Origin of the sequence: Shewanella sp. WE21, assembly GCF_002966515.1 — a bacterium.
GTDB classification, from domain to species: Bacteria; Pseudomonadota; Gammaproteobacteria; order Enterobacterales; family Shewanellaceae; genus Shewanella; species Shewanella oncorhynchi.
Map to the genome: position 1 here is coordinate 2,514,148 of NZ_CP023019.1, position 18,839 is coordinate 2,532,986.

Below are 18,839 nucleotides of genomic sequence, written 5' to 3' on the forward strand. Positions count from 1 at the left end.
GCGATTTTGGCTTGAGGTTAGAATGAACCTTATTGGCGTTTAGGGCTCTGAATCGAGTACTCCAATGACGTTGACCTTGTTCCTTTATTCGGTTTTCATGCTTAGAGAGTTTGTAACTTCGATTAATTAATCTAGTTTCCCGAATGGGGTGAGTCGTGAATACCAGTCGCTTAAATCCAAATAAAATACAGCGCAAGATGGGTTCAGAATTACTGATCAACGTAACTCCATCTGAGGCGCGCGTTGCTTTAGTTGAGCATGGTGTGCTGCAAGAGGTCCATATTGAACGCCGGATGAAACGGGGTTTAGTGGGTAATATTTACAAAGGTAAAATCAGCCGTGTGTTACCCGGTATGCAAGCCGCCTTTGTCGATATTGGCTTAGATAAAGCCGCTTTTTTACATGCGTCCGACATAGTACCGCACACTGAGTGTGTCGCCGATGTTGAGAAAGGTCATTTCGTTGTTCGTGATATCGCCGAGTTAGTCCGTCAAGGGCAAGACATTATGGTGCAAGTGGTTAAAGATCCGCTGGGCACTAAGGGCGCACGCCTAACGACCGATATCACGCTGCCTTCCCGTTATTTAGTCTTTATGCCAGGTTCTAGCCATGTTGGTGTTTCCCAGCGTATTGAACTAGAAGAAGAGCGCAGTCGTCTCAAACAAATTACTTTGCCTTATGTTGATGATGACGGTGGTTTTATTATCCGCACCGCCGCCGAAGGCGTAGGGGAAGATGAGTTATCCCAAGATGCGGCATTTTTACGCCGAGTTTGGTCAAAGGTGAGTGAGCGACGTAAACGCAGTGGTGTGTCGCTCCTGTATCAAGATTTAGCCTTACCTGTGCGTATTGTGCGTGATTTTGTCGGTACTGAGCTGGACCGTATTCAAGTGGATTCTCGCCGCACTTTTGCCGAGTTGCAGTCTTTTGCGCAGGAGTTTATGCCAGAGATTGCCGATAAGATAGAGCACTATTCAGGACCTGCGCCTATTTTTGATCTCTACGATGTGGAGAACGAAATTCAACGTGCACTCGGCCGTAAAGTCGAGCTCAAGTCTGGTGGCTATTTGATCATAGATCAAACCGAAGCCATGACGACTGTGGATATCAATACCGGTGCCTTTGTGGGGCACAGGAATCTTGAAGAAACCATCTTTAATACCAACCTCGAAGCGACCCAAGCGATAGCGAGGCAGTTACGTCTGCGTAATCTCGGCGGCATCATTATTATCGATTTTATCGACATGATGACGGCGGATCATAAGGCTCGTGTTCTTAGTAGCTTAACCAGCGCTTTGTCTAAAGACAGGGTGAAAACCAATGTGAGTGGTTTTTCGGGGTTAGGTCTAGTCGAAATGACCCGTAAGCGTACCCGAGAAAGTTTAGAGCATGTCGTCTGCGGCGAGTGTCCGGCCTGCCATGGCACGGGGAGCATGAAGACAGTCGAGACGGTTTCCTATGAGGTCTTTCGCGAAATAATCCGTTTAAACCGTGCCTACGATGCTGATGAGTTCCTGTTGTATTGTTCGCCTGCCGTGTATCAAAGTCTGCATACCGATGATAATCATCTTATTGCTGAACTTGAGGTTTACATAGGTAAGCGCATCCGTTTGCAAAATGAGCCTATGTACTCACAGCATAAATATGATGTGGTGATGATGTAGTGGCTACGCTTTTTACTGCAAAAAAATTTAGCCGTTTTTGTTGGCAATTTCTGGCGCTTATTTTGGTCTTGTTTGCGCTTGCCGTCAGTTTGATCCGTGGCTTATTACCGCAGGTTGATGAAGTTCGCCAGCAACTGGTTAATTACGTAAAAAGCGAATATAAAGTCGATGTGCAAGTGGGGGAGCTATCCGCCCATTGGCAGGCATTTGGCCCTGCAATTAACATCGATGACTTAGTGATCCCGCCACAGGAACAACTGCCTGTGACCTTGATGATCAAGAACGTACAAGTGAAGTTAGATTTTTGGCAATCGCTGCTCACGCTCACCCCGCGAATCGAAGATGTCAATTTTGAGGGTGTCCATGTCGCTTTAGACATGGATAAGCTTACTGAAAACGATCCCGCCACAATTAATAAAGCCCCGCAACTCGATTGGCTTTATGCCCTGTTACTCAAACAACTCGATAGATTCTCCTTAACCAATGCCACAGTGCAATTGCTGAGCATGCACCAAGAGTTTCGCCCGATCCATATCCGTCATTTGAACTGGCGCAATCAGGGTGAACGTCACCGCGGTGCGGGAGAGTTGTATCTTGATAGTCATGCCTCTGAGCATGAATCTCTCGGATTACAGTTAGATATCAAGGGCGATGGTGCAAATCCCGACAGTTTGACTGGGCAGATTTATTTGGCGGCTAACTCTTTGGATTTAGGTGAATGGGCTTCACGTCAGCCTAATCCCTATGATTCTACTCAAAAGTTACCCTTAGAAGGGGTTGTCAATCTTAAGGCTTGGCTTACGTTTGCCGACCGCAGCATCAGTTCTGCTATGGTTCATTTTGAGCCGAGCTGGCTGCAATGGACATTAAAGCAAGAGCCGCAGAGATTTGAAATTCAAGCGGGCGATATTGTTTGGCAGCCAAAGGCGACAGGTTGGGAAGTGCAAAGTTCAGGACTGGATTTTGTCACCAATGGTGAGCATTGGCCGGCGTTAACGCTGGCCGCGAAGCGTCAAAACGATGAATTATTTGCCTATGTGAATCAAGTTAATACTCAGAGTCTATTGCCGCTGCTGCCGCTATTTCCTGGAGTCGATAGAGCCGTATTACGTCAATGGCATGCGTTAGCTCCCGAGGCTAGTATTGGACCAATCCGCCTGTATCAAAAAGCAGACCAGCCTTTGCTCGCCAGTACCGAAGTGAAGCAGTTGCATTGGCAGAAGGTCGAGGGTATTCCCAATACTCATCCAATAGATGCAAGCCTGCGCTGGCAAGATAAGACGCTGTATTTCTCTCTACCTGAACAAGTGTACACCCTCGATTTTGGTGATGAATTTTCGGCGCCATTAGTGTTCAATGGGGCGCCAATTAATGGTCAATTCGATACTGAACATCTGAGTTTAAATGTGCCTCAGTTGCAGTTTGAAAACGAAGATATCGGCGTTGATGCGGCATTGAATTTGGACTTTAGCGGTGCTGCACACATGGCGCTGGCGGCCAATGTTCGTATCAACAATGTGGCTAATGCCGACAAGTATTTCCCCAATAAGGCGATGGGTGAATCACTGGCTGAGTATTTGGATACTGGGCTTAAAGCGGGTCAGACCCAAGATGCGCAAGTTGTTTGGCGTGGTCCGTTAAGTGGTTTTCCCTTCGACGATAATAGCGGCGTATTTCAGGCAGCATTTACCTTAACAGACGCCCAATTTCAGTTTCAACCCGACTGGCCTGCGGTCACAGATCTGTCCCTTAACGCTTTGTTTGAAAATACCCGCATGGATCTTTGGTTAAACCAAGGCAAGCTGATGAATGTGGATGCCACAGGGGCCCATGTATTTATTCCCGCCATTGGTGAACAGACGCTGCTAAGGATTGAAGCCGAACTTGCTACTCAAGGCAGTGCGGCGACTAAGGTGTTACAAGCCTCACCTTTGGCGAACTCAGTAGGTAAAACCTTAGATGTCGTGCAAGTGCAAGGTGCTGTCACTGGCACTTTAGACATCAGCATTCCACTGTATGAAGGTGAAGCTGAAGATATTCGTGGTCAAATCCGTTTTGATAATACGCCTGTATATATTGCTCAGCCAGGGCTTCAACTTCATGGCGTGACTGGTGTAGTCGACTTTGCGAATGAAGTTGTGACAGGAAAAGGCATCAAAGCGCGGTTGTTCGAACAACCGCTCAGTTTAACTTTCGACACTCAGCCTAAAGGTAAAGATTTTGGCCTTAATCTTTCGCTGAAAAGTCGTTGGGATCTCAGCCGTCTCCCCGATGAATTGCACAATCCCTTGAGTGATTTTTATCAAGGAAAAATCAGTTGGGACGGTGCTATGACTATGCTATTTACTGAGCAAGGTTATCAAATCCAAGCCAAAGTGACTTCGGATATGCTGGGGACGCAACTGTTACTTCCAGGATACTTTGCTAAACCCGAAAATGAACCACGACCTTTAGTCGCTGAGTTTGTTGGCGATCAAGATAATGCGACGCTCGATGTCAAACTTGCCAGTCATGCCGAGTTTATCGGTGGTTTCGATGCCGATAAAGGCGCAAATTTTAGTTATTTTGACTTGTTATTGGGGCGTTTATTCGATGAGGATGAAGCCAGAAATACGGAACAAGGTCATATTCAAATCGATCTCGGTAAGGCCAAATTAGCCGAATGGTTACCTGTGATTAATGCCTTTGTTGGTCAAGAGAAAATACCGAAAACGGGCATTTTAGTTGATGATATTCCCCATAAAAGTTTATTTCCCGCGGTGGCGAGTATCGATTCTCATATCGGTCGGCTCGATCTTTTAGGGCAACAACTGACGGAGCTTAGGCTTAATGCTAAGCCTAACGAGACGGGATGGCGTTTTAATACCGTTGCCAACGAATTTGACGGTTGGATCGATTTCTATCCAAATTGGAAAACTCAAGGTCTCAAAGTTGTGGCGAATAAATTCTATTTTTCACCTGAGGTAAAGCCGAACACGGATGCCAATTTTGCCAGTGATCAAGTGCTCACTAACTTGCCGCCCGTGGCAGTGAATGTGGAAGATTTTCGTTTCTTCGATAAATCCTTTGGAAAGCTCGTTTTGCAGGCGAGCCCACAAGCGGCAGGATATAAGATTCAAACATTGTCTTTGACTACGCCCAATGTCAATTTGCAGGGCAGTGGCATTTGGCAGCAACAGGCTGGACAGAATAAAACTGATCTCAGTGTTGAGTTGAATGCCACTCAGTTTAGTTATCTATCTGCTCAATTGGGTATAGAGCCTGGCGTTAATGAAGCCCCCTTGAAGGTTAATGCGGACTTATCTTGGCAAGGTGCTCCCTATGCCTTCTCCCTCGAAACCTTAAATGGCAAGGTGAAATTCAACTTAGGCAAAGGCCACTTATCTCAGGTGAGTGACAAGGGCGCGCGGATTTTCTCCCTGTTCAGTTTAGATTCTCTGGTGCGTAAACTGTCGCTGGATTTCACCGATGTCTTCGGTCAGGGCATGTATTTCAACTCTTTCAATGGCAATCTGCAGATTGATAATGGCGTGGTGAAAACCACAGACACTGAAATGGATGCCATCGCGGGTAATATGAAGGTGCGTGGCTATACGGATCTCACCACTGAAAGTTTGAATTACGATATCCGCTTTGTGCCACAATTGGCCTCAAGTGTGCCGACTGTCGTATTGCTCAGTACCAGCGCGTGGACACTGGGTCTGGGGGCCTTTGCCCTGACAAAAGTGCTTGAGCCTGTGATTGAAGTGATTTCAGAAATTCGTTTTCGGGTGACTGGGACTATGGCTGAGCCCGTGGTCGAAGAGTTAGAGCGTAAGAGTAAAGAGATTGAAATTCCAGAATCTATTTTACCTGTGGTTGGCGTTGAGCGCCCAGCGGTGCCAACCGAAGCCGCGAGTCATAACGCCGATATCGCTCAGCCGGTAGAGACTAAATCGACCGAGGCTCAATTAACAGAAGCTAAGCTAACTGAAGCTAAATTAACTGAAGCTCAGTCAACTGAAGTCAAACCAAGCAACGCTAAATCTGAGCCACAGCTTCAAGAAACACAACCAGAAGCGCTCGAGCCACAAGACGTTAAGCCTGAAGAGGCCAGATCTGAAGAATCAAAATCAGAAGAGCTAAAGCCTGCAACAGATCAAATTAAAGCGCCCGATTTAAAGCGGGAGCAACCTCAAGCGACGCCTTCGCCTGACGTGCCGAACACGCCTGCCACACCAGAGAATCAGCCAGCAGTAGAACCGATTAAGCAAATTCAGGGAGAGCAGAATGCACATCAGCCTGTTGCAATGTCAGAGCAGTCGCGACGTCAGCGCCAATCTGCAGTTTATCGAATCGCAGCTTAACGAACTCAAACGGGATGCCGATGCGCCCCATTTAGTCGTGTTACCCGAATGCAGTTTACTGTTTGGTGGCCATGAAAGTCAGCAACTTGCCTATGCGGGCGATGTTCATCAGAGTCCGCTCAAATCGGCGTTAAGTGCACTGGCCGCCAAGTATCGGGTGTTTATGGTCGCGGGGACTATTCCGGCGTTGGCTGAGGATGGTCGTGTCTATAGTCGCAGTTATCTGTTTGATGATAAAGGTGATACTTTAGGGCATTACGATAAACTGCACCTTTTTGATGTGGATGTTGCCGATGGTACAAAACAATATCGCGAGAGCGAAACCTTCTGCCCCGGTGATCACATTAGTGTTATCGATACACCTTTTGGCAAAATTGGCTTAACCATCTGTTATGATTTACGCTTTCCTGACTTGTTTAGGGCGATGCGCCTTGCGGGTGCCGAGATTATTGCTGTCCCTTCTGCCTTCACCAAGGTGACGGGTGAAGCCCATTGGCAGGTATTGTTACAGGCCAGAGCGATTGAAACCCAATGCGTTATTCTTGCTGCAGCTCAGTGGGGACAGCATAACGAAGGTAGCCGCGAAACTTGGGGGCAGAGCATGATAGTCGGTCCTTGGGGGAATATTTTGGCTGAACTTAAAACCGGTACGGGTTGGGTACAGGCTGAGGTCGACTTAACCGAACTGCACAGTATGCGCAGTAAAATGCCCGTCATGCAGCATAATCGTTTCCTTGAACCAAGCTTGAAATAATGTGCCAATAGCCAGCAGACGAGTTGAAATGCTGAATTTGCGCTTGAGTCGATATGCAGCATTAACACATAGAATTAGTACACCGAATTTACACTCAGAATATCAAGATCCCTTGGGGTCAAAGAGAGCATAGATGCCATTTTTAGCACAAGTAGAGCAAAGTTTATTGAAGAATGGGTTAGCGTTAGAGGGCCTGCAAACCTATCTAAACACCATACATCAGCACAAAATCGATTATTCCGATCTCTATTTTCAAGGTAGTCGCCACGAATCTTGGGTGCTGGAAGACGGCATCATCAAAGACGGTAGTTTCCATATTGAACGCGGTGTGGGCGTGCGGGCCATTAGCGGTGAGAAAACGGGTTTTGCCTATGCCGACGATATCACTCCTGCCGCCTTAAGCGCTGCAGTACAGGCTGCCCGTGGCATTGCTAGTGCGGGTGAGCAGACTCAGGTTCAAGCCTTTAAACGTCAAAAAGCATTGGCGTTATATGACAGCTTAGATCCGATTGCGGCGATGGAAGAAGTCAAAAAAATCAACCTACTGAAAGAAGCCGATGCTTTTATTCGCAGTCTAGATAGCCGGATTATTCAAGTGGTGGTTAGCCTTGCTGGTGTGCACGAAGAAATCCTCGTTGCTGCGAGTGATGGCACTCTGGCGGCCGATATCCGTCCTCTGGTGCGTTTTAATTGCAGCGTGATTTTGGAAGAAAACGGTAAACGTGAACGTGGCGGCGCTGGTGGTGGTGGTCGTCATGACTACGGTGTTTTAATGGCAAGCGATGACACTGGTTTACCTATGTGTTTCGCCTTTGCCCGCGAAGCCGTGCGTCAAGCGCAGGTCAATCTAAATGCCATCGATGCACCTGCGGGTGAAATGCCAGTGGTGTTAGGTAATGGCTGGCCCGGTGTATTGCTCCACGAAGCGGTTGGACATGGTTTGGAAGGCGATTTTAACCGTAAGGGCAGCAGTGCCTTTAGCGGCAAGGTTGGTCAGCAAGTTGCGTCTAAGTTAGTGACTGTGGTCGACGATGGCACCTTGCCTAATCGTCGTGGTTCACTGAGTATCGACGATGAAGGTGTACAAACCCAAAGAACCGTATTGATTGAAGACGGTATTTTAAAGGGTTACATCCAAGACAAACTCAATGCTCGCTTAATGGGTGTTGCGCCAACGGGGAACGGCCGCCGTGAATCCTACGCGCATTTGCCTATGCCACGTATGACCAATACTTATATGACGGCTGGTGAGTCAGATCCCAGTGAGATTATTAAGTCAGTGAAGAAGGGAATTTACGCCCCTAACTTTGGCGGTGGTCAAGTCGATATCACTTCGGGTAAGTTTGTGTTCTCAGCATCCGAAGCCTATTTGATCGAAAATGGTGAAGTGACTCAAGCCATTAAAGGCGCTACTTTAATCGGTAATGGCCCTGAGGCTATGAGCCAGATTTCTATGGTCGGTAACGATATGGCTTTAGATCAAGGTGTGGGCGTTTGTGGTAAAGATGGTCAAAGTGTGCCTGTGGGTGTGGGTCAACCGACCCTAAAACTCGATAAGCTCACCGTGGGCGGAACAGCATAAAACCTAGAACCTTACGCTTATGGGTTCTAGTCGCTACCCACCATGAATGTTATCATTCGCAAAGGAAATTAGAGTAACTACTCTAGAGGTGTTAATGAAACTATCACGTGTAGTATGGCTGTGCCTATTATCATTGCCTTCGGCTGGCTATGCTCAGCCGATTAGCTTTACTGATGCTTGGCAGCAAGTGCTGAAGGTGAGCGACAAGTTGCAAGCACAATCGCAGGAAGTTAACCGCGCTAAGGGGGAACAAGAGGCGGGCGAGAGCTTAAATTTGCCCTCATTAGACATTCGCGGTAATTATATTCATTTGGATAAACCGATTGAGTTTGATCTGAAAGAATTAAATTCTGTGATTTCTATCCCGCCATCGCTTGGCGGCATTATTGCGGGTATTCCGCCGCTGCCCTTAAGTGAGCAAGATATTTTTAGCGCCAGCTTACAGGCAATGTGGCCGATTTATACGGGCGGACAAATCACTGCGGCTCAAGGTATACACGCGGCGATGGTGGCCGAGAAGCAACAAGAATTACAATTGGCAACGCGTGATTTATTTACCCTGCTGGTGGATAGATATTACGCTGTCGATGTGACGTTGGCATTGGTGGATACTCAGACTGATCTGGTTGGCTCGTTAGCTAAGCATGTTGATCATGCTTTAGCACTAGAGCGAGAAGGGCAAATTGCTAAGGTCGAGCGCCTCAATGCGCAGGTCGCCCTAGATAATGCTAAAGTCAATTTAGGCAGTGCTCGTCGGCAACACGAAATGGCAGTGATCGCGCTGGCACGTATGCTACAGCAAAGTCAGGTGAGCACAAATTCTCCCTTATTTGTACTGCCGCAGGCTCCTTCATTTGCTCAACTCAGCCAAATTACCCTGAGCCAACATCCGGCGCTCAAATTGCTCGAAGCGAAAGAAACGCAAGCGAACGGTTTAATAGCGTTGGAAAAAGGTAAATACCATCCAACGGTTTTCCTCTTCGGTAACTACACCTTGTATGAAGAAGACACACTCTTGACGAGCATCACACCTGACTGGATGGTTGGGGTTGGGGTCAATGTACCACTGATCAGCCGCGATGGCCGTAGCGGTAAGGTCGAAGCGGCGAAAAGTGCACTCTTACAAGCTCGTTATACCAAGGCACAAACTAAACAAGACTTGAGCCTGCTGGTGGATCAAAGCTATCGCCAATTATTACAGGCCGAGGAAGAAGTGACGGCGCTCGATACTTCGCTCGAACTTGCTATTGAAAACCTGCGTCTTAGGGAAATCGCCTTTAATCAAGGGCTTTCAACCTCTATCGACAGAGTCGATGCGGAGCTGAAACTGAGCGCAGTGAAAACTCAGCAATTGGCTGCCCGTTATCGTTATGTGCAAGCCTATGCCAGATTAATGGCCATCAGTGGTCAATTAGATGAATTTATCGGTCGTACCACAGCCCCTACCCAAGTGCAGGAGACAAACAATGCGCGCTAACAGAATACTTGCCCTTGTGGCGTTGGTCGCATTAGGCCTTATCTTAGCCTATGGACTCAAGCTCGCTTATAGCCCGCAGCCGAGTTTGTTGCAGGGCCAGATTGAAGCCCGTGAGTACAATGTTTCGTCCAAGGTGCCAGGCAGAGTCGAGCAAGTGCTCGTGCGCCGCGGTGATAGTGTGGCCCAAGGGGATTTATTATTTGCGATCCGCAGTCCTGAGCTAGATGCAAAGTTAATGCAGGCCGAAGGTGGCCGTGATGCCGCTAAGGCGATGCAGCTAGAAGCCAACAACGGTGCTCGCAGTCAAGAAGTGATGGCAGCCAAGGAGCAATGGCTCAAGGCGCAGGCGGCGGCAACGCTCGCTAAAACCACTTATACCCGAGTCGAAAATTTATTTAACGAAGGTGTGGCGGCAAGACAAAAACGCGATGAAGCCTTTACCCAATGGCAAGCTGCAAAATACACAGAACAAGCGGCCTTAGCCATGTACCAAATGGCCGAGGAAGGTGCGCGGGCGGAAACCAAAGTGGCTGCGGCAGGTAATGCCCGTAAGGCTGAAGGTGCAGTGAAAGAAGTTAGCGCCATTATGGAAGATAGCCAAATGCGCGCACCTAAATCGGGTGAGATCAGCGACGTGCTGTTACAGGCGGGTGAATTGGCACCCAGTGGTTTTCCGATTGTCAGTTTGATTGATATGCAGGATGCTTGGGCCGTGTTCCAAGTGCGAGAAGACCAACTTAAACGTTTCAAAAAAGGTCAAACAATTCAATTAACGATTCCGGCACTCTGGCAGGATGTGGATTTTACTGTGTCCCATATCAGTGTGATGGGTGAGTTTGCCACTTGGCGTTCGACCGAAAGTGGCCATGATTTTGATATGCGAACCTTTGAAGTGGAATTGCGTCCAAACCAGCCGATTACCGATCTGCGTGTCGGCATGTCTGTGCTGCTGCGTAGTGAGTAAAAGTCGTGACTGAACGTACGCCTCACGCCAACGCGGCGGACAAGATTAAGGGCGAATCACAGCCATCGAGCATAAGCTTTATGGCGTTGCTCACAGCGTTAGTTCGCCGTGAGCTGCGTGCCCTATGGCATGACCCTTGGCAGTTAGCGCTGATAAGTTATATTCCACTACTGGGGATTTTATGCTTATGGTGGTTGTTCAGTGCAGGTCTGCCAAGGCAACTGCCCGTGGCGATTGTCGACCAAGATCATAGTCAATTGAGCCGCATGTTGACCCGTCAGCTTAAGGCAAACCCAGTTACCGATCCGCAAAGTTTTACCGACTTATCCTCGGCGATAAGCGCGATGCAACAGGCGAAAGTCTACGCTATTGTGGTTTTTCCCTATGATATGAAAAAGGATTTACTTACAGGCCATAAGCCTACAATTGATGTGCGCTACAACAGTCAATTTTTGCTGGTGGGTAAGTTACTCTCAAGCCAAATTCAGCTGAGTTTAGGCGACGGATTACAGCAAGTGGCGGGTTTAAAGCAGCTCGCAAATGGTACACCGAAATCCCAAGTCGCAGTGAATTTAAGCCCAGTCAAAAGCCAAACAACAGCCTTGTTTAACCGAAATAACAATTACATAGGTTTCTTAGTACCGCCAGTGCTGATTGCGCTGTGGCAGTTGTTATCTATGTTAGTGATGGCAAACAGTTTAAATCGAGAGCTGCATTTAGCGCCTACCACTCAGGCCGATGGCATGTCGAATCTCTTAACTGAACATTTTTGGCCTAAGGTGTGGGCGAAAATGGTGCTGTTTACGCCGATATTGATGCTGCAGGGAGGCTTTATTTTAGCTTGGCTGTATTTGTATCTTGCTCTGCCGATGGCGGGGAGTTTAGCCCTATTATTGCTCGCGCAATTAGTCATGTTATTGGCAGTCTGGAGCTTAGTGTTATTAATATTTGTAGTGATGCGTGACAGTGCGCGGGTCATCAGCTTTTGTACCGCTTTATTTGCGCCAGCGTTTGCTTTTATGGGCATTACTTTTCCGACTCACGAAATGCCGCAATTAGCCCAGTGGTGGCGACTTATCATGCCATCGAGCCATTATATTGAGTCCCATGTTAGTATCGTGAGTTATGGCGCCACTTGGCCAAGTGTAGCGAGCCAAATCACCAGCTATTGGGGCTTTATCTGTTTGATACCTTTGATATATTTTCTGTCGCGTAAATTACTGCCTACCACAGTTAACACCAATGCTGCAGTGACGGTTTATGACTCGGACGCAGCTATATCTGCGAAGGGGCAATAGGATGAATTTATCCAAGAGCGAACACGCAAACACACCACGTCAGCTCAGTCTGTGGCGACTGATCCTCACTGAGTTTAAGGCCATTATTAGCGATAAAGCGATCGCTGTGACCTTATTTGGCGGTGTACTGTTTTATTCGGTTTTGTATCCTTTGCCCTATTTGAATCAAGTGCCGACCGAGCAACAACTGATCGTGGTGGACTTAGATCATTCTTCCCTAAGCCGTCAATTGATCCGTCATGCCGATGCCAGCGCAAAAATTCAAGTCATAGGCCAAGTCGGTTCGATTACTGAGGCGAAGCGTTTTATTGAGACGCGTAAGGCCCACGGCTTACTCGTGATCCCTGAAGGATTCCGCCGCGATTTATTGCTCGGTAAAGGTGTGACGCTAAGCTATGGCGGTGATGCTAGTTACTTTTTGATTTATTCCGCGGTTGTTGAAGGCTTAGTTAGCGCAGGAATGGATGCGGGTAAGCAAGTGCAATTGATTGGCATGCTTGCTCAAGGACAAAATCCTAAGCAGGCCCAAGAGAGTTTAAACTCGCTTCATCTTAACAGTGTGCCTGCCTTTAACCAGAGCCTAGGTTATACGCCCTATGTGGTACCTGGACTGTTCTTGCTGATTTTGCACCAAACCTTACTCATAGGTACTGGCATTTTAGGGGCCGGGCAATGGCGGCATAAAGGGTATTGGCAGCAGGTGTCACCGGTGCAATTAGTCTGTGGTCGTATTCTTGCTTTCATGTTGATTTATATCTTCTTTACCAGCTTTTATGTGGGCTATTGTTATCACTGGTATAACGTGAGTATTCAAGCGAGCCTTGGCTTAGTTGCGCTGTGGTTATTGCCGTTTTTACTGGCTACCGCCGCCGCAGGTGTTGCCATGAGCACCTTGTTCACCCGCCGCGATTTACCCACCCAAGTGCTACTGCTGATCTCTATGCCTATTCTATTCGTGTCAGGTTTTGTGTGGCCGATAGCCCTGATCCCAGAGCCTTTAGTACTCGGCTCACAGTTTATTCCGGCCGTACCCGCGATTATGGGTATGCTAGAGCTCAATCAAATGGGCGCAAGTTGGGCGAGTGTTATGCCAAAATGGCTGCAACTCTGGGGCTTATTTGCGGTCTTTTTCGGCCTAGCGATGTTGGGGATTAAGCGAAGAACGAAGTTGTTGCTGATTGGTACCCATTAGTTTTTAGCGATATCTTAGATTTATATTTATTGGCGAGTGTTAATCGTTTACTGAGGACGTTATGACGTTTTACCCACCCCCTCATAAAAGTTGCTGTTCATATTATCCAAATCTTGCTCAATCCACTGCATTTAACCCTGTTGTTATTTAACCCACCGTAAAAACTGGGCATCTGAAAGCGCACTCGCTACAATCGCCGCAATTGTGATTATAGGAGTCGACATGAGTACATCTTTACTTAACGCACCAACGGGTTTGCAGGCACGAGTGATTAGCTTGGTTGAGCAAAACTGGTTTGGTCATTTTATTTTGACATTGATTTTAATCAACGCGGTGCAGTTAGGTATGGAGACCTCAGCCAGCCTGATGGCACAATACGGTACTTTATTGATGAATCTTGATAAGGTGCTGCTGAGTGTATTTGTCGTGGAGTTATTGCTGCGGATTTATGCCTATAGGGGGAAATTTTTTAAAGACCCTTGGAGTGTGTTCGATTTTACCGTGATAGTGATTGCACTGATCCCTGCATCTGGGCCTCTGGCTGTACTGCGTTCGCTACGGGTGTTGCGGGTGCTGAGAGTGTTAACAATTGTGCCATCAATGAAACGGGTCGTGTCAGCTCTGTTGGGATCACTTCCAGGATTGGCATCGATCGCCACGGTATTACTGTTGATTTATTATGTGTTTGCGGTGATCGCCACCAAAATCTTTGGTGGTACGTTTCCGGAATGGTTTGGCACCATTGCTGATTCGTTTTATACCCTATTTCAAATAATGACGCTTGAAAGCTGGTCTATGGGAATTTCGCGGCCAGTGATGGAAGTTTACCCTTATGCTTGGGTATTTTTCGTGCCATTTATTCTGGTGGCTACTTTCACTATGCTAAATTTGTTTATTGCGATTATCGTCAATACCATGCAAACCTTCAGTGACGAAGAGCATGCATTAGAGCGTGAGCGGGACAAACAAGTCTTGGAGCAGGAACAAAGACAAATGCACGAGGAGTTGAAAGCCATCAGACTCGAGCTACAACAATTACAAACCTTGCTGCGCAGTGCTGCTGGTGATTCTTCTAATGTATCGACAAAGGGAGATATTGGTTCTGATTAAAGCAGATTAAGGATCGTGAGCTGATATCAAGTCTTGTACTTGGATTCTGTCGTTTTTCGCTAAGCCATCACAGATTGCGGATCACTTAATATTTTTATTGGGTTGTCTTCTTGTTGGTTTTGGGGGAGAATGCGCGCCGAAAAAATAACCGAGATACTCAGTATCTCGGTTATTTTTTATTTATGGCGTATGTGTTTTAAAACAATTGAGGCCGGTAAACATCCGGAAATGATATGAGGTTCAGTTGAACCTATTTTACTGAGGAAAGACCAATGGGGCTGTTGTGTACCGGATTGTCGGTAGTTGTTGTAAATCAAGTTGTTGCGTTAGCCATTAAACCTAGAGTGCAGACGGTTAGCCGCAAGAAAAAACTAATTGCAGATGCGTGCTTAGGTGTTCAACCCTGTACAATGGGGGTGTGCTGATGAGCCAACAAAATCTAGGTTTGAAGCAGACCCTCAACTTATGGCAAGTGGTGGTGATGGGGCTTGCCTATCTCACGCCGATGGCCGTTTTTGACACCTTTGGTATTGTTTCCGAGATCACCTCTGGCCATGTGGCTACGTCTTATCTATTCGCATTGGCGGGGATTTTATTTACCGCGTTTAGTTACGGTCATTTGGTACGTAAATATCCCTATGCGGGTTCAGCCTACACTTATGCTCAAAAAACCTTTAACCCGAATGTTGGTTTTATGGTGGGTTGGTCATCGCTGCTGGACTATATGTTTATGCCAATGATCAATATGTTGCTCGCAAAAATCTATTTAACCGCCATGTTTCCCAGCGTCGAACCTTGGATCTTTATTTTCGCTCTTGTGACCATAATGACCTTGCTTAATCTCAAGGGGATTGATCTCGTCGCGAACTTTAATGGGGTGATAGTGTTTGCACAGATCGCCATTATTGTGGTGTTCATTGGTCTAATGGCCTATAGCATTTCCTTCGGTGAAGGCGAAGGTGTCGTCGCGAGTGTGCGACCATTTTATGCCGATAATATGGCGATGGCGCCATTATTCACAGGGGCGACGATTCTGTGTTTCTCCTTCCTCGGCTTTGACGGGTTAAGTTCACTGACTGAAGAAACTAAAGATGCTCAACGTGTTATTCCTCGCGCGATTGTGTTGACGGCTTTGCTCGGTGGCGTGATTTTTGTTGGAGTGTCTTATTTTTTGCAGCTCTATTTCCCCGATATCTCCCGCTTTCAACAGCTTGATGCGGTATTGCCTGAAATTGCACTCTATGTGGGTGGTAATCTATTCCAGTCCATCGTATTAGTCGCGACCACAGTTGCCGTATTGGCATCCGGTATGGCTGCCCATGCTGGGGTTGCACGGATTTTATATGTGATGGGGCGGGATAATATGTTGCCACGTAAAGGGTTTGCTTATATCCATCCTAGATGGCGAACCCCTGCATTTAATGTCTTGTTGGTGGGTGCGCTTGCGCTGTCTGCCGTCTCATTTGATTTGGAAATGGCCTTAGCCTTAGTGAATTTTGGCGCTTTAGTGGCGTTCACCTTCGTGAATTTATCCGTGATTGTGCAGTTTTATCTAAGGGAGCAGCGTAATAAATCTTTTAGAGACCACTTACAATACTTAGTATTACCCTTGTGTGGCGCCGGCACTATTGGTGTGCTTTGGGTGAACTTAGAGTCACAATCATTAGAGCTGGGGCTTATATGGGCGGCTGTGGGAGCATTGTATTTGGCTTTACGGAGTTTCCGTTTACGCCGTGCAGTAGAGCTATAAAATTAAGAGTTATAAAATTAGTGAGAGTCATGGCTCATAGATGCACAGCTATAACTAAAGATGTGTAGTAGATCGAAGGGGCGTGGGTTGTCATCCTCTAATAAAATCTTCCAATAAAAAGACCCGCATTCGCGGGTCTTTTTATTATCTATCAGTTCGTTATTATTGCAGCAACACATTGAACTTAAGCAAGGTTTCAACGCCACTTGGTGTATTCACAGTTAGTACCACTTGGCTGCTAGCGGTTTCAGTATTCTTGAGGGAAAAGTCCGTCAAGCCTGCATTTGCACTATTTGTTTTAGGGACAGTATAGGTCGTTGATAGCAATTCCCCTTTATCCGCATCGATATTAAGCGTTGTACTAGAGGGCATAATTTGATCGGCACTGTCGTAGAACTTTACGGTAAATTCGGATGTTTGCCCTGCAGGAATTGCCGTTAAAGACTCAAGATTGTTGAGAATATTTTGACCTAGGCGATCTTCATATACTTTGACACCATCTTGCCATAGGGAGAAATAAGCTTTTGAGCCAGACATTATCATCACAACTGCTTTACGAACATAAGTCTTATTCGCTTGTCCTGTCCCGCAGAGTGCGCCTTGACATTGAGGGCCATTAAACTTGCCATCGGCACCTTTATAGGTGTCGCTAGCGAGGTTATCGAAATAGCGTTCACCACTATCATAGGCGAAGTTTTCGTTATCATCGCGAAAGGCTGTCGGCAGATCGCTAAAGCCTGAGCTATGAAAGGTTTCAATATCTAAGCCGTTACCACTGCAAGCCACAGGAACGCCATTTATCAAGCAAGCTTTTGCAATGGCACTACCATCGGCTGTATCAAATTGGTTGTTACCATTGGTGTCGAAAAAGGTTTCGTGACCTAAAGCGTAGGCTAATACTGTTATGCGATGGTTTTGAGGCCTTGGATCGCTTGATGTCCAAGTCACACTGCAGACACCATTTTGAGTTAAGCAGCTTGGCTCTATTTGGCCACCTTCACTGGTAAAGTTAACTGTTGTGTCATTGGGCGCAGGGTTGCCAAAACTATCAGACAGTCTTGCTGTCACTGTGACTTTCTCACCATCAATATTACCCGCTTCAGGGTTGGCATTACTCGTCGCTAAACTAAATCCAAGCTGTTGCGGCAAGCCGGTATTGACGGTCAGTTGCTCCGATTGGCTAGTGATGACTTCTTTAGTATCAGTATCAACTGCAGTAGCGACTACGCGCACTGGCGTGGGTACTGTACCGGATAATACGCGCACACTGGCGATACCTTGGGAGTTAGTCAGGCTTTGCGCATTCGCAGTGCCATTGGCAAAACTTAAACCACCGACAACCGTATCTAAGGTAAAGCTGACATTCTGTTGCGCTGCGGGTTGGCCATTGGCGCTGGTGACTTTGAAGCTGACTAAAGAGGATTCGCTTGAACCTGTGCCGCCCGCACCTTTGATGCGAATTTGTGCAGGCTCTGCCGACTCAAAACTTAAGCTGGCAAGCGTTTGACGTTGCAGAGTAAATGGGAAATTCGCCGTTAACGTCTGATTGCCAGCTACGGTTGTAGCGATGATTTGGTCGCTACGTTCACTGTTGCCACTGCAACTTGTGTCTTGGAAGGTCGAGCTCGCATTACCCGATAAGGTTGTAACTGGGGTATCGAGTGTGGCGCTATTGTTTGTGGTGCAATCTGAGCTAAAGCTGATGGATGAGGGTGTTTGTACTCGCGTAACCGTGCCGTCATTGGCCTCTAATACTAAACTTGCACTTACACCAAAACTACCGCCTGCGCTGATTTTATATTTGCCATTGGCATCGGCTGTTAAGGTGCTCGCCAATTGACCTTCGGTAAAGACTGCGCCATTGAATGACCCGAGTTTTAGCGTGCCTTCTTGGTTGACGGCATCTTTACTCAAGACTTCATACAAACTGCTGGTTTGCAGCGATTGACCTTGATAGTCCACAGTGACCGTTAAGGCATTTGCCCCCAATTCAGTTGCACTTGGCGTATAGGGTACCTGCGCAATACCTTGAGTGTTGGTCAGCGCACTGGCAGGATTGAGCGCCGCTGAACCAGCAGTAAAGGTGACTTTAGCGCCTTCGATACCTTTGCTTTCGCTATCGAGCAATATGGCTTGTAATTGCACCGACTCATCGACTTTAAAGCGAGTGACTAAGGCTGAGCTGCTTAAAATACTGGCGCTGAGTTTGGGTGCAGCAGGAGAAGTACCATCGCTAGCACTTAAAAACTCAAAATTGCGGGTAGCTGTTAGCGCCGTTGTGGAATCATTTGGGGTTGTCGTTGCAGTAATTATCCCTGCATTGACAAGTAAATCAGGATTACTAACGATAATAATGGCTTCACCGTTATTGTCTGTTAGTTTGCTATTAGGTGTTAATACACCAAGGTCTGTCGTAAAGTCTACTTTCTGATTGCTCACTGTAGCTGAGCCTTTCTTTAACTTCGCGACTGCGCAAAAGCCTGTGTTTTTAGGGAAACTTTGGAGTGAAGTAACACTGCCGCATTCAGAACCCGATAAGGTTTTAAAGTCGATAGACAGTTTATAGATACCGTCAGTGGCATCTGTGCCACCGTTATCTTCGTCCGCAGGGCCGTTACAGGCCCCGAGTCCAAATAGTCCAATAAAAAGCAAAGCTAGGCTACATAACGTTTTGCTAAGTCGCATAAGCAACATCCTTGTGG

General features: G+C 47.1%; 11 protein-coding genes. 10 read left to right on the forward strand and 1 reads right to left on the reverse strand.

Translation table 11 applies throughout. The features are described 5' to 3' along the window. The first annotated feature begins 197 nt into the window (after nucleotides 1–197). From rng to CKQ84_RS11010, 10 genes are all read left to right on the forward strand, one after another. Nucleotides 198–1,664 (forward strand): ribonuclease G, encoded by a 1,467-nt coding sequence (gene rng / locus CKQ84_RS10965; protein ID WP_168825804.1) that lies wholly within the window; start codon nucleotides 198–200, stop codon nucleotides 1,662–1,664. Further along, nucleotides 1,664–6,010, forward strand: coding sequence for a YhdP family protein (locus CKQ84_RS10970; protein WP_105251289.1), 4,347 nt, complete (start codon nucleotides 1,664–1,666; stop codon nucleotides 6,008–6,010). The genes rng and CKQ84_RS10970 overlap by 1 nt, the downstream gene beginning before the upstream one ends. Beyond that, on the forward strand, nucleotides 5,934–6,764 hold the full coding sequence (locus CKQ84_RS10975; RefSeq protein ID WP_105251290.1) for a carbon-nitrogen hydrolase family protein: 831 nt from the start codon (nucleotides 5,934–5,936) through the stop codon (nucleotides 6,762–6,764). Before CKQ84_RS10970 ends, CKQ84_RS10975 begins: the two co-directional genes overlap by 77 nt. 133 nt (nucleotides 6,765–6,897) lie before the next feature. After that, nucleotides 6,898–8,346: a metalloprotease TldD gene (gene tldD, locus CKQ84_RS10980; protein WP_105251291.1), complete on the forward strand. Its 1,449-nt coding sequence runs from the start codon at nucleotides 6,898–6,900 to the stop codon at nucleotides 8,344–8,346. Between the two features lie 94 nt (nucleotides 8,347–8,440). After that, a complete protein-coding gene (locus tag CKQ84_RS10985) occupies nucleotides 8,441–9,823 on the forward strand; it encodes a TolC family protein (protein ID WP_105251292.1) in 1,383 nt (460 codons plus the stop codon). Next, nucleotides 9,813–10,787 carry an HlyD family secretion protein gene (locus CKQ84_RS10990; RefSeq protein WP_105251293.1) on the forward strand — a complete coding sequence of 325 codons (975 nt, stop codon included), beginning with the start codon at nucleotides 9,813–9,815 and terminating at the stop codon, nucleotides 10,785–10,787. The genes CKQ84_RS10985 and CKQ84_RS10990 overlap by 11 nt, the downstream gene beginning before the upstream one ends. Before the next feature lie 80 nt (nucleotides 10,788–10,867). Beyond that, nucleotides 10,868–12,085: an ABC transporter permease gene (locus tag CKQ84_RS10995; RefSeq protein ID WP_028759359.1), complete on the forward strand. Its 1,218-nt coding sequence runs from the start codon at nucleotides 10,868–10,870 to the stop codon at nucleotides 12,083–12,085. A 1-nt stretch (nucleotide 12,086) separates the two neighbouring features. Continuing rightward, nucleotides 12,087–13,277, forward strand: a complete 1,191-nt coding sequence (locus tag CKQ84_RS11000) for an ABC transporter permease (RefSeq protein ID WP_105251294.1) — start codon at nucleotides 12,087–12,089, stop codon at nucleotides 13,275–13,277. A 222-nt stretch (nucleotides 13,278–13,499) separates the two neighbouring features. Further along, nucleotides 13,500–14,387, forward strand: a complete 888-nt coding sequence (locus CKQ84_RS11005; RefSeq protein WP_105251295.1) for an ion transporter — start codon at nucleotides 13,500–13,502, stop codon at nucleotides 14,385–14,387. A gap of 424 nt (nucleotides 14,388–14,811) precedes the next feature. Then, entirely contained in the window at nucleotides 14,812–16,137 is a 1,326-nt protein-coding gene (locus tag CKQ84_RS11010; RefSeq protein ID WP_105251296.1) for an APC family permease, read from the forward strand. A gap of 162 nt (nucleotides 16,138–16,299) precedes the next feature. On the opposite strand, the gene CKQ84_RS11015 is transcribed toward CKQ84_RS11010, so the two are convergent. Beyond that, nucleotides 16,300–18,822, reverse strand: coding sequence for an Ig-like domain-containing protein (locus tag CKQ84_RS11015; RefSeq protein WP_105251297.1), 2,523 nt, complete (start codon nucleotides 18,820–18,822; stop codon nucleotides 16,300–16,302). Nucleotides 18,823–18,839 lie beyond the last annotated feature (17 nt).